General features: G+C 71.4%; 22 protein-coding genes. 15 read left to right on the top strand and 7 right to left on the bottom strand.

Annotated elements, in window-relative coordinates; translation table 11 throughout:
• The first annotated feature begins 11 nt into the window (after nt 1-11).
• The 3 genes from rimI to ADK57_RS37260 are packed head-to-tail and all read left to right on the top strand — an operon-like array spanning nt 12 to nt 1,835.
• Nucleotides 12-497, top strand: coding sequence for a ribosomal protein S18-alanine N-acetyltransferase (gene rimI, locus ADK57_RS37270; protein WP_420711956.1), 486 nt, complete (start codon nt 12-14; stop codon nt 495-497).
• Entirely contained in the window at nt 490-1,581 is a 1,092-nt protein-coding gene (tsaD, locus tag ADK57_RS37265) for a tRNA (adenosine(37)-N6)-threonylcarbamoyltransferase complex transferase subunit TsaD (RefSeq protein ID WP_053754110.1), read from the top strand. Before rimI ends, tsaD begins: the two co-directional genes overlap by 8 nt.
• Complete coding sequence (locus tag ADK57_RS37260; protein ID WP_053754109.1) at nt 1,578-1,835, top strand: hypothetical protein; 258 nt, start codon at nt 1,578-1,580, stop codon at nt 1,833-1,835. The genes tsaD and ADK57_RS37260 overlap by 4 nt, the downstream gene beginning before the upstream one ends.
• An 87-nt stretch (nt 1,836-1,922) precedes the next feature.
• On the opposite strand, the gene ADK57_RS37255 is transcribed toward ADK57_RS37260, so the two are convergent.
• A complete protein-coding gene (locus ADK57_RS37255) occupies nt 1,923-4,244 on the bottom strand; it encodes a glycoside hydrolase family 3 N-terminal domain-containing protein (RefSeq protein ID WP_053754108.1) in 2,322 nt (773 codons plus the stop codon).
• Nucleotides 4,245-4,366: 122 nt separating this feature from the next.
• Here ADK57_RS37255 and ADK57_RS37250 point away from each other — a divergent pair, with 122 nt between their 5' ends.
• The 3 genes from ADK57_RS37250 to ADK57_RS37240 all read left to right on the top strand — a co-directional run bounded on the left by ADK57_RS37250 (nt 4,367) and on the right by ADK57_RS37240 (nt 8,031).
• Nucleotides 4,367-5,437 carry a LacI family DNA-binding transcriptional regulator gene (locus ADK57_RS37250; RefSeq protein ID WP_053754107.1) on the top strand — a complete coding sequence of 357 codons (1,071 nt, stop codon included), beginning with the start codon at nt 4,367-4,369 and terminating at the stop codon, nt 5,435-5,437.
• Nucleotides 5,438-5,528: 91 nt separating this feature from the next.
• Nucleotides 5,529-6,881, top strand: coding sequence for an endo-1,4-beta-xylanase (locus ADK57_RS37245; RefSeq protein WP_053754106.1), 1,353 nt, complete (start codon nt 5,529-5,531; stop codon nt 6,879-6,881).
• A 94-nt stretch (nt 6,882-6,975) separates the two neighbouring features.
• The gene (locus tag ADK57_RS37240; RefSeq protein WP_053754105.1) at nt 6,976-8,031 is read left to right on the top strand and encodes an LCP family protein; all 1,056 of its coding nucleotides are present in this window, start codon (nt 6,976-6,978) and stop codon (nt 8,029-8,031) included.
• 27 nt (nt 8,032-8,058) lie between these two features.
• Here the strand turns inward: ADK57_RS37240 and ADK57_RS37235 are convergent, their stop codons facing one another.
• On the bottom strand, nt 8,059-8,733 hold the full coding sequence (locus ADK57_RS37235; RefSeq protein ID WP_053754104.1) for a TetR/AcrR family transcriptional regulator: 675 nt from the start codon (nt 8,731-8,733) through the stop codon (nt 8,059-8,061).
• Between the two features lie 61 nt (nt 8,734-8,794).
• Between ADK57_RS37235 and ADK57_RS37230 the strand changes: the two genes are divergently transcribed.
• From ADK57_RS37230 to ADK57_RS37220, 3 genes are read left to right on the top strand one after another with little or no spacing between them, the layout of a single operon-like run.
• The gene (locus ADK57_RS37230) at nt 8,795-10,282 is read left to right on the top strand and encodes an MFS transporter (RefSeq protein WP_053754103.1); all 1,488 of its coding nucleotides are present in this window, start codon (nt 8,795-8,797) and stop codon (nt 10,280-10,282) included.
• A gap of 45 nt (nt 10,283-10,327) precedes the next feature.
• Complete coding sequence (locus ADK57_RS37225) at nt 10,328-10,684, top strand: YciI family protein (RefSeq protein WP_053754102.1); 357 nt, start codon at nt 10,328-10,330, stop codon at nt 10,682-10,684.
• 56 nt (nt 10,685-10,740) lie between these two features.
• A complete protein-coding gene (locus ADK57_RS37220; protein ID WP_053754101.1) occupies nt 10,741-12,000 on the top strand; it encodes an RNA polymerase sigma factor in 1,260 nt (419 codons plus the stop codon).
• Here ADK57_RS37220 and ADK57_RS37215 read toward each other — a convergent pair whose 3' ends face one another.
• Complete coding sequence (locus ADK57_RS37215) at nt 12,001-13,173, bottom strand: class I SAM-dependent methyltransferase (RefSeq protein WP_053754100.1); 1,173 nt, start codon at nt 13,171-13,173, stop codon at nt 12,001-12,003.
• A 90-nt stretch (nt 13,174-13,263) separates the two neighbouring features.
• On the opposite strand from ADK57_RS37215, the gene ADK57_RS37210 reads away from it, so the two are divergent.
• From ADK57_RS37210 to groL, 4 genes are all read left to right on the top strand, one after another.
• The gene (locus ADK57_RS37210) at nt 13,264-14,205 is read left to right on the top strand and encodes a polysaccharide deacetylase family protein (protein WP_199830769.1); all 942 of its coding nucleotides are present in this window, start codon (nt 13,264-13,266) and stop codon (nt 14,203-14,205) included.
• Nucleotides 14,202-15,056, top strand: a complete 855-nt coding sequence (locus ADK57_RS37205; RefSeq protein WP_053754099.1) for a polysaccharide deacetylase family protein — start codon at nt 14,202-14,204, stop codon at nt 15,054-15,056. The genes ADK57_RS37210 and ADK57_RS37205 overlap by 4 nt, the downstream gene beginning before the upstream one ends.
• 198 nt (nt 15,057-15,254) lie before the next feature.
• Nucleotides 15,255-15,563, top strand: coding sequence for a co-chaperone GroES (groES, locus tag ADK57_RS37200; protein ID WP_003998759.1), 309 nt, complete (start codon nt 15,255-15,257; stop codon nt 15,561-15,563).
• Between the two features lie 130 nt (nt 15,564-15,693).
• Nucleotides 15,694-17,316 (top strand): chaperonin GroEL, encoded by a 1,623-nt coding sequence (gene groL, locus ADK57_RS37195; protein WP_053754098.1) that lies wholly within the window; start codon nt 15,694-15,696, stop codon nt 17,314-17,316.
• A 62-nt stretch (nt 17,317-17,378) separates the two neighbouring features.
• Here the strand turns inward: groL and ADK57_RS37190 are convergent, their stop codons facing one another.
• On the bottom strand, nt 17,379-18,074 hold the full coding sequence (locus ADK57_RS37190; protein ID WP_053754097.1) for an ester cyclase: 696 nt from the start codon (nt 18,072-18,074) through the stop codon (nt 17,379-17,381).
• Between the two features lie 95 nt (nt 18,075-18,169).
• Here ADK57_RS37190 and ADK57_RS37185 point away from each other — a divergent pair, with 95 nt between their 5' ends.
• Entirely contained in the window at nt 18,170-21,556 is a 3,387-nt protein-coding gene (locus tag ADK57_RS37185; protein ID WP_053754096.1) for a hypothetical protein, read from the top strand.
• On the opposite strand, the gene ADK57_RS37180 is transcribed toward ADK57_RS37185, so the two are convergent.
• Together ADK57_RS37180 and ADK57_RS37175 are read right to left on the bottom strand one after the other, a co-directional pair.
• Nucleotides 21,519-22,292, bottom strand: coding sequence for an SDR family NAD(P)-dependent oxidoreductase (locus ADK57_RS37180; protein WP_053754095.1), 774 nt, complete (start codon nt 22,290-22,292; stop codon nt 21,519-21,521). The genes ADK57_RS37185 and ADK57_RS37180 overlap by 38 nt on opposite strands.
• A 97-nt stretch (nt 22,293-22,389) precedes the next feature.
• A complete protein-coding gene (locus ADK57_RS37175; RefSeq protein WP_053754094.1) occupies nt 22,390-23,055 on the bottom strand; it encodes an MOSC domain-containing protein in 666 nt (221 codons plus the stop codon).
• An 80-nt stretch (nt 23,056-23,135) separates the two neighbouring features.
• Between ADK57_RS37175 and ADK57_RS37170 the strand changes: the two genes are divergently transcribed.
• The gene (locus ADK57_RS37170; protein ID WP_053754093.1) at nt 23,136-24,032 is read left to right on the top strand and encodes a LysR family transcriptional regulator; all 897 of its coding nucleotides are present in this window, start codon (nt 23,136-23,138) and stop codon (nt 24,030-24,032) included.
• Between the two features lie 81 nt (nt 24,033-24,113).
• Here ADK57_RS37170 and ADK57_RS37165 read toward each other — a convergent pair whose 3' ends face one another.
• Nucleotides 24,114-24,443 (bottom strand): WhiB family transcriptional regulator, encoded by a 330-nt coding sequence (locus ADK57_RS37165; RefSeq protein WP_053754092.1) that lies wholly within the window; start codon nt 24,441-24,443, stop codon nt 24,114-24,116.
• Nucleotides 24,444-24,710 lie beyond the last annotated feature (267 nt).

The following is a 24,710-nucleotide window of genomic DNA, read 5'->3' as shown; positions in this document are numbered from 1 at the left end:
TGACTCCTCGAATGCGCGAGATGCGCTGGTGGGACATCGACCCCGTTCTCGAACTGGAGCGGGACCTCTTCCCCGAGGACGCCTGGTCGAGGGGGATGTTCTGGTCGGAGCTGGCCCACTCCAGGGGCCCCGAGGCCACACGGCGGTACGTGGTCGCCGAGGACGCCGGCGGGCGGCTCGTCGGGTACGCGGGACTGGCCTCCTCCGGGGACCTGGCCGACGTGCAGACGATCGCCGTCGCCCGCGACCACCAGGGCACCGGCCTCGGCGGACGGCTGCTGGCCGAGCTGCTGCGGGCCGCGACCGCTTTCGAGTGCGCCGAGGTGATGCTGGAGTGCCGGGTCGACAACATCCGCGCCCAGAAGCTCTACCAGCGCTTCGGCTTCGAGCCCATCGGCTTCCGGCGCGGCTACTACCAGCCGGGCAACGTGGACGCCCTGGTGATGAAACTGACCGATCCTTCAACTTCCCTGCAAGGAACCGAGATCCATGGCTGACGAACCGCTCGTCCTCGGCATCGAGACCTCCTGTGACGAGACCGGCGTCGGCATCGTCCGGGGCACCACCCTGCTGGCCGACGCCATCGCGTCCAGCGTCGACGAGCACGCCCGTTTCGGCGGGGTCGTGCCGGAGGTGGCCTCCCGGGCGCACCTGGAGGCGATGGTGCCGACCATCGACCGCGCGCTGAAGGAAGCGGGGGTCTCGCCGAAGGACCTGGACGGCATCGCCGTGACGGCCGGTCCGGGGCTCGCCGGTGCCCTGCTCGTCGGGGTCTCGGCGGCGAAGGCGTACGCCTACGCGCTCGGCAAGCCGTTGTACGGCGTCAACCATCTCGCCTCGCACATCTGTGTGGACCAGCTGGAGCACGGGGCGCTGCCGGAGCCGACGATGGCGCTGCTGGTGAGCGGCGGCCACTCGTCCCTGCTGCTCTCCTCGGACATCACCTCCGACGTACGGCCCATGGGCGCGACCATCGACGACGCGGCCGGCGAGGCCTTCGACAAGATCGCGCGCGTGCTGAACCTCGGCTTCCCGGGCGGTCCGGTCATCGACCGGTACGCGACGGAGGGCGACCCGTCGGCCATCGCGTTCCCGCGTGGTCTGACCGGGCCGCGCGACCCGGCGTACGACTTCTCCTTCTCCGGGCTGAAGACGGCCGTGGCCCGCTGGATCGAGGCGAAGCGGGCGGCGGGGGAGGAGGTGCCGGTGCGGGACGTGGCGGCGTCCTTCCAGGAGGCGGTCGTGGACGTGCTGACGCGGAAGGCGGTCAAAGCCTGCCGCGACGAGGGCGTCGACCACCTGATGATCGGCGGCGGCGTCGCGGCCAACTCCCGGCTGCGGGTGCTGGCCCAGGAGCGCTGCGAGGCGGCCGGGATCCGGCTGCGGGTGCCGCGGCCCAAGCTGTGCACGGACAACGGGGCGATGGTGGCGGCGCTGGGTGCGGAGATGGTGGCGCGGGGCCGGGCCGCGTCGAGCTGGGACCTGTCGGCGGACTCCTCGCTGCCGGTGACGGAGCCTCATGTCCCCGGGCACGACGACGTCCACGTCCACGAGGCCGGCAAGGAGAACCTGTACTCGTGACGGTCGCGTTGATGTGGGAGGCGCGGGCGGTCGAAGGGCGGGGCGAGGAGTTGCTGGCCTGGGCGCGGGCGCAGGAGTTGGCCGAGGTGCCGTTGCGGCGGGAGACCTTGCGGGCTCCCCAGGACCGGGTGCTGGTCATCACCTGGTGGGAGGCGTCCTACGACGCCGAACTGCCCGAACTGCCGGAACCCGACGGGGAGTTGGTCACCCGGGCGGTGCATCGCTGGCGGTTCGAGTCGGTGGACGCGGGCTGACCCGGGAGCAGGGGGAGCATCGCATCCCCCGTGCTCCCCGTGGTCCCTGTGCTCCCCGTGGTCCCGTGCTCCCTCCCGCTGTCCGGGTCACCCCACTTCCGACACCTCCGCCTCACAGCGCAGCCGACGGTCCGGACCCAGGACCCTCACCGGTCCCGTGAGGGACAGCCGGGCCGTGTGCCGTACGTCCGCGCTGGACACCGCCAACCGCAGTTCCAGCGCGCCCGGTTCGACCACCCTTCGGCCGGAGCGGTCGGTGAAGGCCGAAAGATCCGTGTGGAAGTGGAAGGTGACGCAGGCTGATTCGCCGGGTTCGAGGGACAGCCGCCGGTAGCCGATCAGCCGCACGTCCGGACGCGTGACGCTCGCCACCGGATCGTGCAGGTACAGCTGGACGACCTCGGCGCCGGCCCGGTCGCCCGCGTTGCGGACCGTGACCGACACGTCGTACGTACCGTCGGTGTCCACCTCCGCCGCCGGGCCGCCCTCGAAGTCCTCCCACACGAACTCCGTGTATGAGCGCCCGTGCCCGAAGGCGTACAACGGCGTCGGATCCAGGTTGCTCACCTCCACCCGCAGCCCCAGCGGCGGCTGCAGGTACGTCCACGGCTGGCCTCCGGGGACGCGCGGGACGCTCACCGGCAGGCGGCCCGACGGGTTGACGCGGCCCGACAGCACGCCCGCCACCGCGGGGCCGCCCTCCTCCCCCGGGAAGAACGCCTGGACGACGGCGGCGAGCCGGCCGTCCCAGCGGCCCAGCGCGTAGGGGCGGCCGGTGAGGAGGACGAGGACGACCGGGACACCGGTCGCCACCAGGGTGTCCAGCAACTCTGCCTGGACACCGGGCAGTCGGAGGTCCGTGGCGTCGCAGCCCTCACCCGACGTGCCCCGGCCGAACAGGCCCGCCCGGTCGCCCAGTACCGCCACGCAGACGTCCGCCTCGGCCGTCCTGGCCACCGCCTCCTCGAAGCCCGAGGTGTCCGGCTCCGAGACGCCGCAGCCCTGCGCGAACGTCACCTTCGCGTCCGGGAGTTCGGTCCGCAGCGAGTCCAGGAGGGTGGGGATGTCGATGCCCATGGGCACCTCGGGGTGGTGCGTGAGGACGTGGGAGGGGAACGAGTAGCAGCCGAGCATCGCCAACGCGTCCGCCGCCCTCGGGCCGACCACCGCGATGCGCGTGTCCGGGGCCAGCGGGAGCAGGCCGTCCGGGTTGTCCAGCAGGACCACCGACTCCTCGGCCAGGCGCCGGGCCAGCGCGCGGTTCGCCGCCGAGTCGAGGTTGATGCGGCCGGTCGGCTCCGGGGTCCAGTCCTCGTCCAGGAGGCCCAGTTCGCACTTCTGGAGCAGGACGCGGCGGGCCGCCCGGTCGATCAGGGACTGCGGGACCTGTCCCGCCCGTACCGCCTCCAGGAGCGGTTTGCCGTAGCACTTGAGGGACGGCAGTTCCACGTCGATGCCTGCCTGGAGGGCCACCTGCGCCGCCTCCGCCTCGGTGCCCGCCACCCGGTGCTGGGTCTGCAGGAAGCCGATGCCGAAGTAGTCGGAGACCACCGTGCCGGTGAAGTCCCAGTTCTCGCGCAGGAGTTCGGTCAGCAGGCCGGGGTCGGCCGAGGCGGGGACGCCGTCCGTGTCCGTGTACGCGGCCATCACCGAGCGGGCGCCGCCCTCCCGCAGCGCCATCTCGAACGGCGGGAGGACCACGTCGGCGAACTCGCGGACCCCCGCTCGCACGGGGGCCTGGTTGCGGGCGCCCGCCGAGGAGGCGTACCCCGCGAAGTGCTTGAGCGTGGCGACGATCCCGGCCGATTCGAGGCCGCGGACGTAGGCGGCACCGACCGTGCCGACCAGGTACGGGTCCTCGCCGACGGTCTCCTCGACGCGGCCCCAGCGGGGATCCCGTACGACGTCCAGGACCGGGGCGAGGCCCTGGTGGATGCCGACCGAGCGGAGGTCCTGGCCGATGCGGCGGGCCATCTCCTCGACGAGCGCGGGATCGAAGGTGGCGCCCCAGGCCAGCGGGACGGGATAGGCGGTGGCCTGCCAGGCCGTGAAGCCGGCCAGGCACTCCTCGTGGGCGAGGGCGGGGATGCCGAAGCGCCCGGCCTCGGCGATACGACGCTGGGCGCGGGCCAGTGCCTGCGCGCCCAGCGCCGGGTCCACCGGGGCCGTGCCGAAGGGGCGGGTGAGCTGGCCGAGGCCGTGGGTGATCAGCTCGTCCCAGTCGTAGACGGAGGAGCCGGCGGTCATTTCGCGCTGGAGGGGGGCGACCTCGCCGCCGTCCGTCGTGGTGGCGCCCACCCAGACGCCGTAGAGCTGGGCGGTCTTCTCCTCCAGGGTCATCCGGGAGAGGAGGTCGTCGACGCGGGCGGCGGCGGGCAGGGCGGGGTCACGCCAGGGGGCGGTGGTCATGAAACTCCTGTCGGGGTCGATGGCCCTCTCGCGAATGTTTCGAGACGTAAGTCGAATGTTTTGGGAACCTAGGGCGGTGAGAGGGGTTCGTCAAGAGGTCGCGCAGGGATACGATCGCCGCCATGACACCCCCGGAGCCCGCTGAAACCCGGACAACGCAGAGGACAGAGCCGTCGACAGGACGGTCCGCGCAGACCGCGACGCTGGCCGAGATCGCCCGAGAGGCCGGCGTTTCGGCGCCGACAGTTTCGAAGGTCCTCAACGGACGTGCCGATGTCGCCCCGGCGACCCGCAGCCGCGTGGAGGATCTCCTGCGCGCGCACGGCTACCGGCGCCGGCGCGCAGAGGCGAGCCGGTCGCCCCTGATCGACCTGGTCTTCCACGAGCTGGAGAGCGCCTGGGCGATGGAGGTCATCCGGGGTGTGGAGAACGTGGCGCGGGACGCCGGGCTGAGCGTGGTGCTGAGTGAGAGTGCGGGGCGGCTGACCCCGGGGCGGACCTGGGCCGACCAGGTCGCCGCCCGCCGCCCGCACGGCGTGATCCTCGTGCTGTCCGGGCTCGACGAGTCCCAGCGCGCCCTGCTGAACAGCCGCTCCATCCCGTTCGTGGTGATGGACCCGGCGGGCGACCCGGGTGCCGACGTGCCCTCGATCGGCGCCACCAACTGGCAGGGCGGCCTCGCCGCCACCCGGCATCTGGTCGAGCTCGGCCACACCCGGATCGGCGCGATCAGCGGACCGTCCCGGATGATGTGCAGCCGCGCCCGCATCGACGGCTACCGGGCGGCCCTGGAGACCGCCGGACTGCCGGTCGACCCCGAGCTGATCGCGGCCGGCGACTTCCACCACGAGGCCGGCTACCGGCGCGGCCTGGAACTGCTGCGCCGCCCGGACCGCCCCACCGCCGTCTTCGCCGGCAACGACCTCCAGGCGCTCGGGCTGTACGAGGCCGCGCGCGAGCTGGGGCTCAGGATCCCGGAGGACCTGAGCGTGGTGGGCTTCGACGATCTGCCGGTGGCGCCCTGGGTGGGGCCGCCGCTGACGACCGTACGACAGCCGCTCACGGAGATGGCCGAGGCGGCCGCCAAGCTGGTGCTGGACCTCGGGCGGGCGGAGGGGACCCCGGCCGCGACGCGGGTGGAGCTGGCGACCAGCCTGGTGGTGCGGGCGAGCACGGGGGCGCCGCCGAGCTAGGCGTGTTTCTGCATTGACGGGTGGGGTGAGGCCCCTCACACTGCTCCGAAGCCAATCGGTTGCACGACCGAAACTTTCGGAGGCACCCGCAATGAGATCTCTGAGAACGGGCTTACCCCTCACGGCACTCCTCAGCGGCATCGCGATGCTCGGCGCGCTGCTGGTCACGGCCCCCGCGGCGCACGCCGCCGACGCACCCCTGCGCGACCTGGCCGACGCCAAGGGCAAGGTCATGGGCACGGCGGTCACCGGGTCCAAGCTCACCGGGACCTACGGCGAGATCGCCGCCCGCGAGTTCAACGCACTCACCCCCGGCAACGCCATGAAGTGGGGCTCGGTCGAGCCGACCCGGGGCACCTTCAACTGGGCCGAGGCCGATCAGATCGTCGCCTTCGCCGAGGCGGGCGGGCAGCAGGTGCGCGGCCACACCCTGGTCTGGCACAGCCAGAACCCGAGCTGGCTGACGAACGGCACCTGGACCGCGGCCCAGCTGAGCCAGCTGATGAACGACCACATCGCGCTGGAGGTCGGCCGCTACAAGGGGCGGCTGGCCACCTGGGACGTCGTCAACGAGCCGTTCAACGAGGACGGCACCTACAGGCAGACCCTCTGGTACAACGGCCTCGGCGCCGACTACATCGCCCAGGCCCTGACCGCGGCCCGCGCCGCCGACCCGGCCGCCAAGCTGTACATCAACGACTACAACGTCGAGGGCGTCAACGCGAAGAGCACCGCCCTGTACAACCTGGTCAAGTCCCTGAAGGAGCGCGGCGTCCCGATCGACGGGGTCGGGCTGCAGGCCCACCTCATCCTCGGCCAGGTGCCGTCCACCCTCCAGCAGAACATCCAGCGCTTCGCCGACCTCGGCGTGGACGTGGCGATCACCGAGCTGGACATCCGGATGCAGCTGCCGTCGGACAGCGCGAAGCTGACCCAGCAGGCCGCCGACTACAAGGCGGTCGTCGGCGCCTGCGTGGCGGTGGCGCGCTGCGCCGGTGTCACCGTCTGGGGCTTCACCGACTCCGACTCCTGGATCCCGGACACCTTCCCCGGGCAGGGCGCGGCGACGCCGTACGACGAGAACTTCGCGCCGAAACCGGCGTACGACGCGATCGCGGAGGCGCTGGGCGGGACCACGACACCGCCGACGGGCGCCTGCACGGCGACGTACAGCGTGACCAGTCAGTGGAACACCGGCTTCACGGGACAGGTGAGGATCGCCTGCTCGGGGGCCGCGCTGTCGTCGTGGAAGGTCGGCTGGACGTACGGCGCGGGGCAGCAGATCACGCAGGCATGGAACGCGACCTGCACCCAGTCCGGGACGGCGGTCAGCTGCTCGAACGCCTCCTACAACGGGACGGTGGCGGACGGCGGGTCGGTGACCTTCGGGTTCAACGCGTCGTGGAGCGGGAGCAACCCGGTGCCGGTGGTGACACTGGGGTGAGCGGGGGCTGAGAATGGTGAGATTTTCCGAAGAAAACCGCCTCCTGCCCCCGTCCCTAACATTCTCCTAATAATCCGCACTTACGTTCCTCCCCGTGACCGGACATGAAGAGAACGGCGACGAGGGCAGACGGAGAGGCCGGCGGTCGAGAGCGCTCAAGGCCGCCGGCCTCACACTCGCGGGCGCACTGGTGCTGGGCACCGCCGCGGCGGGCTGGGCCTACTGGCACCTCAACGGCAACATCAAGAGCGTCGACATCAACAACGCGCTCGGCGACGACCGTCCGGCGGTGACGACGCCGACCCCGTCCGGTTCCGTGTCGGCCTCCGCCTCCCCGCTGCCCACCGGGGCCCTCAACATCCTGGTCCTCGGCTCGGACTCGCGCACCGGCGAGGAGAACCAGGCGCTCGGCGGCGGCGACAGTTCCGGCGCCCGGTCCGACACGGCGATGGTGGTGCACCTCGACGCGGGCCGTACGAAGGCGACCGTGGTCAGCATCCCGCGCGACACACTCGTCACCCGGCCGTCCTGCCCGCTGTCGTCCGGGGGGTCGACGGCGGTGGCGTACAACTCGATGTTCAACAGCGCCTACTCGGTGGGCGGGCCGGTGTGCGCGGTCAAGACGGTCGAATCGATCACCGACGTCCGCATGGACCACTACATCGAGATCGACTTCGCCGGCTTCGCGAACCTGGTCGACGCGCTCGGCGGGGTCACCGTCACCACGGACGAGGACATCGATGACGACGACAGCCACCTGAAGCTGAAGGCCGGCACCCACGACCTCGACGGCGAGCAGGCCCTCGCGCTCGCCCGCACCCGGCACGGCATAGGCGACGGCAGCGACCTGGGCCGCATAGGCCTCCAGCAGAAGCTGGTGAAGGCGCTGCTGGAACAGATCTCCTCGACGAACCTGCTGACCGACCCCGCCAAGCTGTACCGGGTCGCCGACGCGGTCACCGGCAGCCTCACCACGGACACCGGCCTCGACTCCCTGACCGAACTGATGCGCCTCGGCGAGAGCCTGAAGGGCCTGTCGGCGGACCAGGTGACGACGGTGACGATGCCGGTGGTGACGGCACCCTCGAACCCGAACCGGGTGGTGGCGGACGAGCCCGAGGCGAGCGAGCTGTGGGAGTCGCTGCGCTGAGCGCTCAGCGCCGAGTAGCCGGGAAGGCTAACTCCGCTTGCCCAGCAGCCCGTCCACCACCGCCGCCAACTGCTCGGCCATGTCGTACGTCCCCTGCAGGCCTTCCCAGTCCTCCGCCAGGGCGACCATGCGGGGGAACCGGGCCGCGTCCTCCTCGGTGAGGAACGTGGGGAAGAACGGGCGGCGGTCGGGGTCGGCGGCGCGGCGGGAGTCCGCGCGCTGGAAGACGAGGGCGCCGTAGACGACGTACCAGATGGTGCGGTAGGCGTGGAGTGCCTGTGTGGGTGTCAGGCCGCAGGCGATGGCCGAGTCGATGATCTCCTCGGGCATCCACAGGGCTTCCTTGTCCGTGAGGTCACCCAGGCTCAGGACGTCGATGACCCACACCACCTCGCTGAGGATCGCGTGCATGTGGACGGCGGTGGCGAGGACGCGGTCGCGTGGGTCGGCGGGCAGGGACGGGCGCGGGAAGGTCGCGGCCATGCCGCGCAGCGTGAGCAGCAGCAACTCGTCCTTGTCGCGCACGTGGTGGTAGAGCGCCATCGGGGTCGCGCCGACCTCCTTGGCGACGCGGCGCATGGAGACCGCCTCGACACCCTCCTCCTCGATGATGCGCCGCGCCACGTCCACGATCTGTTCCGCGGCTATGCGCGGCGGGCGGCCGACGGCTCGTTTGCGACCAGGGCTCGCGTTCTCTGTCACCCGGGCATTGTCCCGCGATGCCTCTGGTCAGTTTCTGTACGCGTATATTAATCTGCCTCGTATGGTGAACTCCCGTACGCACACCTCTCGTTGGTTACTGCCGGTGCTGCTCACCGTGCAGTTCCTCGTCTCCCTCGACATGTCCGTCGTCAATGTCGCGCTGCCCGACATCGGCCGCGGCCTCGGCTTCGACGCCGAGTCCCTGACCTGGGTCGTCAACGCGTACGCCCTCACCTTCGGCGGACTGCTCATGCTCGGCGGACGGCTCGCCGACGTCATCGGCCGGCGGCGGATCCTGGTGGCGGGCTTCGTCGTCTTCGGCCTCGCGAGCATGGCCGGCGGACTCGCCCGGGCGCCGGGCCAGCTGATCGCGGCGCGGGCCGTGCAGGGCGCGGGCGCCGCCGCACTCGCGCCGGTCGCGCTCGCTCTCATCACCGTCAACTACCCGGCGGGTACGGCCCGTTCACGCGCCCTCGGGCTGTGGGGCGCCTCCGGTGCGGCGGGCGGGGCCGTCGGGGTGCTCGCGGGCGGGCTGCTCACCGACTGGGCCGGCTGGCGGTCGGTCATGCTGGTCAACGTGCCGGTGGTGGTCGCGGTCCTGGCGGTCGTACGCTCTGCCGTGCCCGCCGATCAGAGGCTCGCGGTGTCCTCCCGCCCGCGCCTCGACGCCGTCGGCGCGCTGCTCGTCACCGCGGGGACCTCGCTGCTCGTCCTCGGCCTGGTGCGGACGCAGACGTACGGCTGGACGGACTGGCGGACGACGGGGGTGCTGGGCGCCGCGGCCGTCCTGCTCGCCTTGTTCGCCGCGACGGAGAAGCGCGTGCGGCAGCCCCTGCTGCGGCTCGGACTCCTCGCCCAGGGTCCGGTGCTCGCGGCGAACGTCTTCGCACTGCTGATGTCGGCGGGCCAGTTCGCCGCGTTCTACTTCACCTCGCTCTACATGCAGCAGGTCCTCGACTACGGCCCCACCGCCGCCGGAAGCGCCTTCCTGCCGTTCTGCGTGGGCGTCGTGGCCGGCTCGGTGATCGCCGCCCGGACGGTGGGGCGGGTCGGCTCCGGGACGCTGCTGCCGGCCGGCGGGCTGCTCGGGGCCGCCGGGATCGCCTGGTTCGCGGCCGCGGTGGCGGTGGACGGCGGGTTCCTGCTGTCGATCCTCGGGCCGTCGGTGGTCGCGAGCGTCGGCATCGGCATGTGCTTCGTACCGCTGGGCACGGCGGCCACGACGGGCGTCGCACCGGAGGAGTCCGGAATGGCGTCCGGATTGCTCAACAGTTCGCGGCAGGTGGGCGGGGCGATCGGGCTCGGGGTGCTGGTGACGGTCGCGGCAGGGGCGGGCGGGGAGGGAACCCAGGGGCTCGTCGACGGGTTCTCGGCCGCCTACTGGGTGGCCGCCGGCCTGCTGGCGGTCGCGGCGGTCGCGGCCGGTCTGCTGTACCGGAAGGGCACCCCGCCTGCGGAAACACGGCCCGGCGGGCAAGCGGCGGAAGAAACTTCGAGGAAATCCGTCGAGCCTGTCGATCCGGGGGTCTCCCGATCGACGCAGGGGTGAGAGGCCGGAAACAGTCCGGCCCCACGACACGAGGAGGCGGGCACCATGCCGCGCTATCTCTCCCTGGTCCAGATCGACGAGTCCACCGCGCCCGCCGAGGGTCCCAGCCCCGAACTGATGCAGCGGATGGGTGAGCTGATCGAGGAGATGACGAAGGCCGGGGTGCTGCTGGACACCGCGGGGCTGACGCCGACCGCGCAGGGCAACCGGGTGCGTTGGGAGGGCGGGCAGCTGTCCGTCACGGACGGACCGTTCACGGAGTCCAAGGAGGTGGTCGGCGGCTACGCGATCATCCAGGCCAAGGACAAGGCCGAGGCGATCGAGTGGACCAAGCGGTTCCTGAAGGTGCACGAGGAGCACTGGACGGTGACGTGCGAGGTGCGGGAGATCGCCGAGGGCTAGGGACGGCCCCGGTCGCTCCTTGGCGGTACGCCTCCGCGGGTGTCTGATGGTGGGCTGTGACACCACAGCCCACCGCCGACCCGCGCGGAGCCGTAGAGACCGTCTTCCGGATCGAGTCGCCCCGGATCATCGCCGGCGTCGCGCGCATCGTCCGGGACGTCGGCATCGCCGAGGAGCTGGCCCAGGACGCGCTGGTCGCCGCGCTGGAGCAGTGGCCGCGCGACGGCGTCCCCGACAACCCGGGCGCCTGGCTCATGGCCAGCGCCCGGCACCGCGCCGTCGACCTGATCCGCCGCCGGGAGAACTACGCCCGCAAGCTCGCCGAGATCGGCCGGGACCTGTCGGACGCGGCGCCGCCGGAGGAGCCCACCGACCCCGAGGACATCGACGACGACCTGCTCCGCCTGGTCTTCACCGCCTGCCACCCGGTCCTGTCCGCCGAGGCGCGCACGGCTCTCACCCTGCGCCTGCTCGGCGGTCTGACCACGGCAGAGATCGCCCGTGCGTTCCTCGTCCCGGAACCGACGGTCGCCCAGCGCATCGTGCGCGCGAAGCGCACGCTGGCCACCAGGAACATCGCCTTCGAGGTCCCGTACGGCCCCGACCGCGAGGCCCGCCTCGGCTCCGTCCTCGATGTCATCTACCTGATTTTCAACGAGGGTTACGCCGCCACGGCCGGCGACGACTGGCTGCGCCCGGGCCTGTGCGAGGACGCCCTGCGCCTGGCCCGCGTCCTGTCCGCCCTGATGCCCAAGGAACCGGAAGTCCACGGCCTGACCGCCCTGCTGGAGTTCCAGACGTCCCGATCCGCGGCCCGCACCGGCCCGTCCGGCGAGCCCGTCCTCCTCAAGGACCAGAACCGCCGCCGCTGGAACCGCATGCTCATCGCCCGTGGCATCACCGCCCTCGGCCGCGCCGACGCCACCGGCGCCCCGGGCCCGTACGCCCTCCAGGCCGCCATCGCCGCCTGTCACGCGATGGCGTACTCCTACGACGAGACCGACTGGCCGACCATCGCCGCCCTGTACGCCCTGCTCGCCACCCGCGCTCCCTCCCCGGTCGTCGAACTCAACCGGGCGGTCGCCGTGTCGATGGCCGAAGGCCCGGAGCAGGGGCTGCGGATCGTCGACGCCCTCGCCGCCGAACCCGTCCTGCGGGACTACCACCTGCTGCCGAGCGTGCGGGGCGATCTGCTCCTGCGCCTCGGCCGTACGGCCGAGGCGCAGGCGGAGTTCGTACGGGCGGCGGAGCTGACGCACAACACACGGGAACGTGAGCTGCTGCTGAGGCGGGCGGCGGAGGCTGAGGCTTCCTGATCAGGCGGGCTGCCCGAGGAGCATCGTCGGCGCCCCCGCGACCCGCGTCAGGAACACGGTCGCCGAGTTCGGCCCGTGCTGCTTGGGGAGCGCCTTGCGGCGCAGTTCCTCCGGCTCGACCGCCGAACCCCGCTTCTTCACGGTCAGGATGCCGACCTCGAGCTCCCGCAGCAGGGCCTTCAACTTCTTCACGTTGAAGGGGAGTCGGTCGGTGATCTCGTACGCGGAGGCGTAGGGCGTCGGTCGCAGTTCGTCGGAGGTGACGTAGGCGATCGTGGCGTCGACCAGGCCGCCGTCGAGTTCCTCGGCGACCTCGGCGACCAGATGGGCGCGGATGACGGCGCCGTCGGGCTCGTACAGGTACCGGCCGACGGGGCGGACCCGGGGATTCGGCAGACCCCGGCCGAGGAGCGTCCGCGGGCCCGGCAGCAGGGTCGCGCGTACCGCTCCGGGCGCGGTGCCGAACCACAGCACCGCCTCCTTCACGTCCCCGCCGTCGGAGATCCACTCGGCCTCGGCCTCGGCGGGAACGGCCTCGTGGGGGATGCCGGGGGCGACCTTCAACGCGGCGGCGCGGGACGCCGTACGGGCGGCCTGGACGGCCCAGGACAGCGGGGGTGAGTAGGCCTCGGGGTCGAAGATCCGGCCGCGCCTGGCGGAGCGCCGCGCCGGGTCGACGAACACGGCGTCGTAGCCGGCGGTTTCCACCTCCGTCACGTCCGCCTCCCGCACCTCGATGAGGTCGGCGAGCCCGAGCGCGTCGGCGTTCGCCACCGCCACCGCCGCCGTCGCCGGATCCCGGTCGACGGCGAGGACCCGGATCCCGGCCCGCGCGAGCGCGATGGCGTCCCCGCCGATCCCGCAGCACAGGTCGGCCACGGAGGTCACGCCCAGCTCCTTCAGCCGCCCCGCCCGGTACGACGCCACGCTCGCCCGGGTCGACTGCTCGACCCCGTTCGGCGTGAAGAACATCCGTCCGGCGTCCTGTGCCCCGAACTTCGCCACCGCCCGCTGCCGCAGCCGTGCCTGTCCGAGCGCCGCCGACACCAGTTCGGCGGGGTGCTCGCGGCGCAGCCGGGTGGCGACGGCGAGTTCGTCGGCGGGGGCGGTGCCGCGCACCGCGTCGAGGAGGGCGCGGCCCTCGGGGGTGAGGAGGAGGGCGAGGTCGTTCACCGGTTCATTGTGGGCCAGTCGGTGGATGGTGTGCCTCCGGTGGAGGTGTCGCCCCGGGTTCCCCGGGGCCTCCTGCGAGGATCCGGCACCATGCGAGTGGTAGGACAAAATGATAAAAGTCGATCATTTGTGACGGTGAGGAGCGGCATCGCCGTGCTCGCCGTGACCGCCCTGGTCTCCGGCTGTGCGCAGGGCGGTGACGGCTCCGACGTACCGCCCGCCGCCGGCCAGCAACAAGCGAAGGCCGACCGGCAACGCGCGAAGGCCGACCGGCAACGGGCGAAGGAGCGGCACGCCGCCAAGCTGCGCGCCGCGCACAAGGCCAGGGTGGCGGCGGCGAAACGCTGGGGCCTGAAGAAGGTCCCGCTCCTGCCCCCGCGCCCCCCTGCCGGGAAGCCGGAGATCACCACTCGCAAGGGCTTCGAGGTGGACGGCCACGACGGCCTCCCGCCGGTCTTCACCACCGTCCCCACCAAGCAGAAGGTCGTCTTCCTCACCATCGACGACGGCGCCGAGAAGGACCCGGCGTTCCTGCGGATGATGAGCGAGCTGAAGGTCCCGTACACCGCCTTCCTCAGCGGTTTCCTGGTGAAGGACGACTACGGCTACTTCGAGAAGATGCAGACCGGTGGTGTCGTTCTCAACAACCACACCCTCCGTCACCCCTACCTGCCCGGGCTGTCGTACGCCCGCCAGAAGCGTGAGATCTGCGGCATGCAGGACATGATCGAGAAGCGCTACGGCAAGCGCCCCACCCTCTTCCGCCCGCCCTTCGGCAGCTACAACGAGGACACCCTGCACGCCGCCAGGTCCTGCGGCATCAAGTACGCGCCCCTGTGGAACGAGGAGGTCTTCGTCGACCGCTGGGAGTACCGCGAGTGGGACCGGGAGATCCACCCCGGCGACATCGTCCTCAGTCATTTCCGGGGCCGGGCGCACTGGAAGGGCACGATGCCCGACATGGTCCGCCGCTTCCTGAACAAGGTCACGGCCGAGGGGTACGCCGTGGCCCGCCTGGAGGACTACCTGTGAGGTGGCGGACACTGGCGTCCGGCGCCCTGGCGGCCGCCCTCCTCACCGGCTGCGCCCAGTCCGTCGACCCCATCGAACGGCTGGGCAAGAAGGCGGCCGAACGGGTGGGATCGCACGGGCCGAGCGGGGCGGCCGAGGGGGCGGGGTCGTACGGCCCGGAAGGCGTGGGCGAACGGCCGTACCGCCGCTGGGGGCTCACGGCCCCGCTGCCCCCGGCCCCGAAGCCGGCCGCCCGGCGCCCCGCGGCGCGCCCGGGTCTCCCGCCCGTCCTCGACCACGTCCGAACCCCCGACCGGGTCGTCTTCCTCACCTACGACGACGGCGCCGAGAAGGACCCGCGGTTCGTCGACCTGGTGCGTGAACTGCGGCTTCCGGTCAGCATGTTCCTCACGGACAGCGTCGTCGGACCGGGGTACGGCCACTTCGCGCGCCTTCAGTCGGTCGGCGCGAGCATCCAGAACCACACCCTCGACCATTCCGCGCTACGCGGACTGCCGTACGCCGGTCAACGCGCCGAGATCTGCGGGCAGCAGGACAAACTCCGCTCCCGCTTCGGCATCCGCCCCCGCCTCTTCCGCCCGCCCTACGGCACGTACGACACCACCACCCTGCGCGCCGCAGCCGACTGCGGCCTCGCGGCGGTCGTCCTGTGGCGGGCCGCGGCGGAGAACGGCGAGCTGACCTTCACCGAGGGCGAGAGCCGTCTGCTGCCGGGCGACATCGTCTCGGTGCCCTCGGGCGGGCCGACCGGTGACACGCTCACGGAACGGACGACACGACTGCTGCGGGAGATCCAGGAGAGTGGGCTGACGGTGGGAAGGCTGGAGGACTACATCCAGGTCGCCGACTGAAAACTCGCCGCCACGCCGCACGGCATTGGCACTCCGCTTGACCGAGTGCTAACCACAGTCATAGTCTCGGCTCTGGCACTCCCCACTGGAGAGTGCCAACTACGCGACGGGCAGGTCCGGCACCCGCGACGACGGATCGACCTGGTCGCCACCTCAGACAGTTAACCCCGTGAGATCTCCGAAGGGGGAGGTCGGATCGTGACGACCACCAGCTCCAAGGTTGCCATCAAGCCGCTCGAGGACCGCATCGTGGTCCAGCCGCTCGACGCCGAGCAGACCACCGCCTCTGGCCTGGTCATTCCGGACACCGCCAAGGAGAAGCCCCAGGAGGGCGTCGTCCTGGCCGTGGGCCCGGGCCGCTTCGAGAACGGCGAGCGTCTTCCGCTCGACGTCAAGACCGGCGACATCGTGCTGTACAGCAAGTACGGCGGCACCGAAGTGAAGTACAACGGCGAGGAGTACCTCGTCCTCTCGGCTCGCGACGTGCTCGCGATCATCGAGAAGTAATTCACCTCGCTTCGCTTCACCGCGAAGCACATTGCTTGAGCTGCGCCCCTGGCCCCCCGCGATCACTAGTGAGCCGGGCGCCGGGGGCGCGGCTAATTTCACCTAGATTTCCGAGAGGGCTCACGCTCCCATGGCGAAGATCCTGAAGTTCGACGAGGACGCCCGTCGCGCCCTCGAGCGCGGCGTCAACAAGCTCGCCGACACGGTCAAGGTGACGATCGGCCCCAAGGGCCGCAACGTCGTCATCGACAAGAAGTTCGGCGCCCCCACCATCACCAACGACGGCGTCACCATCGCCCGCGAGGTCGAGGTCGAGGACCCGTACGAGAACCTCGGTGCCCAGCTGGTGAAGGAGGTGGCGACCAAGACCAACGACATCGCGGGTGACGGCACCACCACCGCCACCGTGCTCGCCCAGGCGCTCGTACGCGAGGGCCTGAAGAACGTCGCCGCGGGTGCCTCCCCGGCCGCCCTGAAGAAGGGCATCGACGCCGCGGTCAAGGCCGTCTCCGACGAGCTCCTCGCGACCGCTCGCCCGATCGACGAGAAGTCCGACATCGCCGCCGTGGCCGGTCTGTCCGCCCAGGACACGCAGGTCGGCGAGCTCATCGCCGAGGCGATGGACAAGGTCGGCAAGGACGGTGTCATCACCGTCGAGGAGTCCAACACCTTCGGTCTGGAGCTGGACTTCACCGAGGGCATGGCCTTCGACAAGGGCTACCTGTCGCCGTACTTCGTGACGGACCAGGAGCGCATGGAGGCCGTCCTCGAGGACCCGTACATCCTCATCAACCAGGGCAAGATCTCCTCCATCCAGGACCTGCTGCCGCTGCTGGAGAAGGTCATCCAGGCGGGTGCCTCCAAGCCGCTGCTGATCATCGCCGAGGACGTCGAGGGCGAGGCCCTGTCGACCCTGGTCGTGAACAAGATCCGCGGCACCTTCAACGCGGTCGCGGTCAAGGCCCCCGGCTTCGGTGACCGCCGCAAGGCGATGCTGCAGGACATGGCGGTCCTCACCGGCGCCACGGTCATCTCCGAGGAGGTCGGCCTCAAGCTCGACCAGGTCGGCCTGGACGTGCTGGGCTCCGCCCGCCGCATCACGGTCACCAAGGACGACACGACCGTCGTCGACGGCGCCGGCAAGTCCGGGGACGTCACGGGCCGCATCGCCCAGATCAAGGCCGAGATCGAGAACACGGACTCCGACTGGGACCGCGAGAAGCTCCAGGAGCGCCTCGCGAAGCTGGCCGGCGGCGTGTGCGTGATCAAGGTCGGCGCCGCCACCGAGGTGGAGCTGAAGGAGAAGAAGCACCGTCTGGAGGACGCCATCTCCGCGACCCGCGCCGCGGTCGAGGAGGGCATCGTCTCCGGTGGTGGCTCCGCGCTCGTCCACGCCGTCAAGGTCCTCGAGGGCAACCTCGGCAAGACCGGCGACGAGGCCACCGGTGTCGCCGTCGTCCGCAAGGCCGCCGTCGAGCCGCTGCGCTGGATCGCCGAGAACGCCGGCCTGGAGGGCTACGTCATCACCTCCAAGGTCGCCGAGCTCGACAAGGGCCAGGGCTTCAACGCCGCCACCGGCGAGTACGGCGACCTGGTCAAGCAGGGCGTCATCGACCCGGTCAAGGTCACCCGCTCCGCCCTGGAGAACGCCGCCTCCATCGCCTCCCTCCTCCTCACGACCGAGACCCTGGTCGTCGAGAAGAAGGAAGAGGAGGAGCCGGCCGCCGGCCACGGCCACGGCCACTCCCACTGAGGCACGCACTCGCGAAGAAGCCCCCGCTCCCTTCCGGGAGCGGGGGCTTTCCCCTTCGCGGGTCACGGGGTCTCGGCGACTGCCCCCAGCTGCTCCAGCAGCCCCGCCCGGTCGTACTGCCACCACCCCTCGCAGATCCTCCCGTCCCGGAACCGGTGCCAGGTCGTGCCCGTCATGGCGACCTCCTGGCCGGTGGCCGGGATCCCCAGGAACTCGCCCGTCTGCCGCCCGGCCCAAGACCACCGCGTGCACACCCGGTCCCCTTCGGCGACCTGGTCGTCCACCCGGAAGGAGAACTCGAAGGCCTGCCGCCACCCGGCGTACTCCTCCCGCGCGCCCTGCAGACCGAGGTCCTGCGGATTGGCCGGGTCATGGTCCACGTAGTCGTCCGTGAACCGCCCGAACAGCGCCTGAGCCTCGCCCCGCCCGGCCTCCTCGAAGAACTCCCGCGCCACCCCACGGTTGAGCTGCTCGTCGCGCACCACGTCCAGGTCGGTGAACGTCGGCATCCCGTCACACAGGGCGACCAGCTCCCGGAAGATCCGTTCGGTCTCGGGCAGATTGGAGTTCCGCATCGCTTCTTCGTACGACGGAAACTCCACGATCTCGACGAAGTGCGACGCGTCCGAAAGGTCCTTCCCGACCACCGCATGCGTCGCGGTCCGCTTCCCCCGGGTCTGCTCGACCCACGCGTCCATCAGCCGGTTCATCTCGTCGAACCGACTGGTCCTGCAGTCAATGAGCTGTACGAAGGTCATGACGTCACCTCCCGGCCCCCCTGGACCCGGCTGAACAGCACCATTCTCCCACCGGGACGCCCCGGCGCCTCCTGTGCGTTTGGCATCATGACGCCATGCGCCGGTGGGGGAAGCAGCGGTCGGTGGCCGCGGGGCGGGACATCGAGGTGGCCGTCACCGGCGACCACAACAGCGTCCTGCTCGCCCCGCCGGTGCGCTCGGCGTACTGGGAGCAGGTCCGCAGGATCGCCCCGCCCGAACTGGTCGGCCGTGAGCGGGAGTCGGCCGACCTGACGGCCTTCTGCTCCGCCGACTCCGGCCCGCCGTACGCCTGGTGGCGCGCGGAGGCGTGGGCGGGCAAGACGGCCCTGATGTCCTGGTTCGCACTGCACCCGCCCCCCGGCGCACGGATGGTCCCGTTCTTCGTGACGGCCCGTCTGGGCGCGCAGAACGACGTGACGGCGTACGTCGACGTCGTCCTGGAACAGCTGGCGGAACTGGCCGGCGAGCCCCTGCCCGCCCACCTGACCGAGTCCACCCGCGAGGCCCATCTCCTGTATCTGTACGGCGCGGCGGCCCACGCGTGCGAGCAGCGCGGCGAACGACTCGTCCTGCTGGTCGACGGCCTGGACGAGGACCGGGGCGTCACGACCGGCCCCGAGGCGCACAGCATCGCCAGCCTGCTGCCGGCCCACCCGCGGTACGGAATGCGCGTCCTGATCGCGGGCCGCCTCAACCCCCCGCTGCCCGGTGACGTACCGGCGGACCATCCCCTGCGCGACCCGGCGATCGTCCGCACGCTGCCGCACTCCCCGTACGCCGAGGCGATCCGCGCCGAGGCGGAACGCGAACTGAAGGAGCTGATCGAGGCCGGCGGCCTGGAGTACGACCTGCTGGCCCTGGTGACGGCCGCGGGCGGCGGACTGACGGCCGAGGATCTCGCCGCGCTGACCGGGGCGGTGCCGTACCGGGTGCGGGATGTGCTGCGGACCCGGGCCGGGCGGACCTTCGGCATGCGCGTGCGGGTGTACCTCCTCGCTCACGAAGAACTCCAGGTCCAGGCCGGGCAGATGCTCGGCGGCCCCGAACTCGACCGCTACCGGGCCGAGTTGCACTCCTGGGCCGAGGAGTGGCGGGAACGCGGCTGGCCCGAGGACACGCCGGAGTACCTGCTGAACGGGTACTTCCGTCTGGCGCGTGCGGCCGGAGACGCGCACCGGCTGGTGGAGCTGGCCGTCGACGAGGCGCGTCATGACCGGATGCTGGAGGTCACGGGCTCGGACGCGGCGGCGCTGACGGAGATACGGGATGCGGGGGAGCGGGTGGCCGGGGACGCGCCCGCCGATCTGATGGCCCTGTTGCGGCTCGCGCTGCGACGGACGAGGCTGCGTGACCGCAACACGCGCATCTCGGCGACGTTGTGCCGGGCATGGGCCGAGCTGGGGCAGACGGAGAAGGCGGTGGCGCTCGCGCACGCCGTGCCGTACTCCCGGCGGCGCGTGGGCGCACTGGCCGAAGTAGCCCGGGCCCTGCTGGCGCGCGGCGAACGTCGACAGGCCCTCGAAACCCTCGCCGACGCGGAGACGCAGCTGTACGGCACCAACCTCCAGGACGGACCGGAGGCCCTGGCGGCCGTACTCCGGGCCCTTGTCGCCTGCGGTCCGGAGGCTCGTCACCGTGCGGACCGGCTGGCCGATCGCATCGTCGCGGAGGTGCGGGACAGCAAGACCGATCTGGTCGTCGACGTGGTGGGTTTCTGGGCGGACACCGGGCGGGCCGCACAGGCGGAGGAGCTGGCCCGCTCGGAGACGAGCGGCTCGCGGCGCGCCACCGCGCTGGCCCGCGTTGCGCTGGCCCTGGCGCACGCCGGCGAACATGCCGGGGCGGACGCCTTGTTCGACGAGGTCCAAGGGCTCGTCCTCGCCGAAGACATCGCTTCGCCGGTGGTGAGGATGCTGAGCCGGGCCGGTGAGTTCGCCAGAGCCGAGGCACTGGTCGGTGCCGCCCTCGCGGAGCGGCCCTCGGACCCGAACCTGAGCAGACTCGTGGTCACGCTGTTCGTCGGGAAGGGGGAACTCGACCGAGCCGAGGCGTCGGCGCGGAGGATCGACAACAAGTGGCTCCGGGGCGACGCGGAAGCGGAGCTGGCCCGCGCGCTGGTGCGCCGCGGCCGGATCGCGGAGGCGAAGGCGCGCGCCGCACACATCCCGGCATCGAGCGGCGCCCGCACGGATGTCGCCCTGGCGGTTGTCGAGGCACTGGCCGCGACAGGGCAGTACGACGCGGCCGAGACCGCCGCGGCGGGCCTGGCGAGTCCATGGGCAGCCACGGACGCCCTGATCCGCGGTGCGGTGGTCCACGCGAGGGCCGGGCATCTCCAGGAGGCCACGAGTCTCATCGCCCGCCTCGAAGCCACCATGCGTGACGAGATCCCGACGAGTAACGAGGCCTGGGAACTCGCGGATGTCGCCGAGGATCTCTGCGGCGCCGGGTACGTGTCGGCGGCCCGCACGGTTCTGGAAGGCATCGAGCAGGTCCTGCCGCCCCGTCCCACGGCGGACGCCTCCGACAACGCCAGGCTCGACTACGACTCCGTCACCGACCGGGTCGCCGAACGGCTGGCCGCGGCGGGCGAGTTGCGGCGAGCCGAGGCGCTGCTCCTCACGGCCTTCGAGCCGTACCAGTGCGAGGAGGCGTGGCGGGCGATCCTGCGCGGCCTGGCCGAGGCCGCGCAGTACGGCGACGCCAAGGTCTTGATGTCGCTGGTGGCGCGCGACCGACAACTGGTCGACCTGCTTCGTGCGGAGACGGCCTGGAAACTGGCCGGGGCAGGCCGGATCCGGAAGGCGTCCGAGGCCGCCGAGGACATCGAGGGTCCGCACATGCGGACCGCGGCCTTCGCGGCCGTCGCGGAGGCGATGGCCGGCACGGGGGAGAAGGAACAGGCCCGGCAACTGCTCCACGGCCTCCAGGAGGCGATGGACGTCAAGCCCAGGGACGTCGCCTCGGAGGTCGCCCTGGCGTCCACACGTCTCTACCGTGCGTGGCGAGCCGTGGGCGACGACGGCTCGGCACGGATCGCGCTGCGGACAGCCGAGGAGATCGTGACGGACGGGCGTCACTCCCCGCAGGAGGTGATCGCGGCGCTGGTCGAGACAGGTTGGTACGACTACGCCGAGGAACTGGTCGACAAGCTGCCCGAAGAAGCCAGGGACACCCTGATCGCGTGCCTCGCCGCCGCCGGCCGGCACACCCGCGCCGCACGGCTGGCCCGACTCGACGACGGCCCGCATCGGGTCAGCCCGTCCGCGGCCGTGGCCCTCGCCCCCGTCGTGGCCCCGGCCGTCGGCCGCGAACTCGCCGTGCGTCTCCTCCTCGGCGAGGGTTCGTGGCTCAATGCCTTCCCGGCCGTCGTACGCCTGGAACCGCGTGCCGTCGCCTGGGTCGTGGAGGCCCTGCGCGGTCCTACTGCGGCCCGTACTTCCGCCCCGTCCTCGAACTGAGCCCCCCGAGCAACCCCCGAGGCACCACCTTCACCATCCCCATCAACGCCTTGTACCGCGGATCCGGAATCGACAACGACTTCCCCCGCGCCAGATCGTTGAGCGCCGTCGCCACCAGCTTGTCCGCATCGAGCCACATCCACCCCGGAATGTTGTCCGTCCCCATCCCGGCCCGCTGGTGGAACTCGGTGCGCACGAAGCCGGGACACAGCGCCATCAACCGCACCCCGCTCCCCGCGAGATCCCGCGCCGCCCCCTGAGTGAACTGCACGACCCACGCCTTGGACGCGCCGTACGTCCCGCGCGGCACGAAGGCCGCGACCGAGGCGACGTTGACGACACCGCCTCGGCCACGCTCGCGCATCGCCTCGGTCGCCGCCGACGTCAGTCGCAGCACCGCCTCGCAGTGCACCTTGAGCATCGTCAGCTCGTCGGCCATGGACACGTCGAGATAGCGGCCCTTGTTGCCGAAGCCCGCGTTGTTGATCAGCAGGTCGACGGGGTTCCTGCGGTCGGCCAGCCGGGCGGCGACCGCCTCGATGCCGCCGTCGGTGGCCAGGTCGGCGGTGAGGACCTCCGCCTCGACGCCGTGCCGGTCGTGCAGTTCGGTCGCCTGTTCCCGCAGCCGCTTGGTGTCGCGGGCGACGAGGACGAGGTTGTGCCCGTCCGCCGCCAGCCGTCGCGCGAAGGCGGCGCCGATGCCCGCGGTGGAACCCGTGATGAGAGCCGTTGTCATGGCGCAAGGTTAATGACCCGGACTGAGCGCGTCCGCTCTCTGCACAGGGCCTCCCGGTGCGTGAAGACCCGGCGAACGCCGGCCCCGTGCGCGCTCGTCAGGCTCCGTGCTTGGCCACGTACTGCCGCGCCCACTCCTGCACTTCCGAGTGCAGCGCCTCTCCCGCCGCCAGCAGCCGCGGCTGCAGGTGCCGCTCGGTCGTGATCGCCCGGAACACCAGGGCCACCGTCACGTCGTGGTCGGGCCGGTGGACGATCTCCATGCGGTCCCCGGCACGGATCTCGCCCGGCTGGATCACCCGTAGGTACGCCCCCGACGCTCCCTTCTGCGTGAATCGCTTCACCCACCGCTGCTCACCCACATGGCCCTGGAAGGTGAGGCACGGGATCCGCCCACTGCTGACTTCCAGCACCACGGACCCGACGCGCCAGCGCTCACCGATCAGCGCGCCGGAGACGTCGACGCCCTCCGTCGTGAGGTTCTCGCCGAAGGCGCCGTTCGCCAGCGTGCGCCCCAGTTCCCGCTCCCAGTCGTCCAGGTCCTCGCGGGCCACCGCGTACACGGCCTGGTCATCGCCGCCGTGATGCCGTGTGTCGCACACCGTGTCTCCGGCGAGCCCGCTCGCCCCGACCCCCTTCGGTCCGGGCGCCGACACCTTCACCGGCCCACTGGTCGGCTTTTTGTCGATGCCGGTCAGTCCTTCCGGCTGGTCCGTGTACGGCACGGCCTTCGCGCGGCCCAGATTCACCGAGAGAAGTTTCATGCGCGCACGGTAGGCGACCGCGCCCCAAAGTGTCGACGGAGTTTTCTGCGGAGCCCCCAAGCTCCGCTTATGCTCGTCGAGTGATCGAGGCCCGTCATCTCCGCGTGCTGCGCGCCGTCGCCGCCACCGGCTCCTTCTCGGCGGCGGGGCGCGAACTGGGCTGCACCCAGCCCGCCGTCAGCCAGCAGATGAAGGCCCTGGAGGCGTCCGTCGGCACGCCGCTGCTCATTCGCAGCGGACGCGAGATGCGCCTGACCCAGGCCGGTGAAGCGCTCGTGCGGCACGCCGCCGGGATCCTCGCCGGGCTCACCGCGGCCGAGGAGGAGGTCGCCGCCATCGCGGGGCTGCGGGCCGGGCGGGTCCGGCTCGTCTCCTTTCCCAGCGGCAGCTCCACCCTCGTACCGACGGCCCTCGCCGCCCTGCGCGCCGAACACCCCGGCACCCGCGTCTCCCTGGAGGAGGCCGAACCACCGCAGTCCGTCGGTCTGTTGCGCGAGGGCGACTGCGACGTGGCACTCGCCTTCCGGTACGAGGGGGCGGCGGGCGCCGAGGAGTGGGACGACCTCGTCGTACGGCCGCTGCTGACCGACCGGCTCGTCGCCCTCGTACCCGAACGGCACCGGCTCGCGCGCGCGGAGTCGGTGGCCATCGGCGAACTCGCCCGGGAACCATGGATCGCGGGCTGCCCGCGCTGCCGCGGCCAGCTCGTCGAGGTGTGCGAGAGCGCCGGCTTCACGCCCCGCATCGACTTCGCGACCGACGACTATCCGGCGGTGGTCGGCCTGGTGGGCGCCGGTCTGGGCGTCGCGGTCCTGCCGCAGCTCGCCGTCGAGTCCGTACGGCCACGGGGTGCGCGGACGGTGACGCTGGAGCCGGCGGTCCGGCGGGAGATCGTCGCGCTCACGCTGCCCGACCTGGCCCTGGTGCCGGCGGTGGCGGCGACGCTGGACCAGCTGGCGCGTGCTGCGAGGCGGTGACGCGCGCTCCTGGGGAGATACCTCGGGGCAAAAGTAGGGGCACGCGTGCGCGTGCCCATTTAGAAGAAACGTTCCTTCAGTTCAGTTGCCCGATGGGCCGTCCCCGGTGGCCGCCGACGCCGACACCAGCCGGTGGCGCGCCCGCCCCATGAGCTCTTCGCGCTCGTCCTCGGTCAGTCCGCCCCAGACGCCGTACGGCTCTCTCACCGCCAGCGCGTGCGCCGCGCACTGTGCGCGGACCGGGCACCTCATGCAGACCTCCTTGGCCGAGTTCTCGCGAGCACTCCGGGCCGCACCGCGCTCGCCCTCCGGATGAAAGAAGAGCGAGCTGTCCACCCCGCGACAGGCGGCCAGGAGCTGCCAGTCCCACAGGTCCGCGTTCGGTCCGGGAAGGCGGGAGAAATCTGCCATTGCGTGACCCCTTGTAGCCGTTCTGGGCGGATACGGTGTCCACGACCGTACATCTACGATCTAAGGAGATGAAAATATGACTCATTGCGAATCTAGCCTCAGACACCGTGAAATGGGAAGAAAAGGGTCTGAATGGGGCATGGCTTGTGATGAAACGTTGTGGGTCCGCCACGCATGTCTGCACCGTGTCCGCGCCCTCACGTAGAGTGCCGAAGATGGCACACGGCCCCGTAACTCTTTCGAGTGACCGTCGTTGAGAGTGCGGAG

This window comes from Streptomyces sp. MMG1533 (assembly GCF_001279775.1).
Classification (GTDB): Bacteria; Actinomycetota; Actinomycetes; order Streptomycetales; family Streptomycetaceae; genus Streptomyces.
Note: the sequence above shows the minus strand (reverse complement) of the source record. Positions and strands in the feature narration are given on the sequence as shown.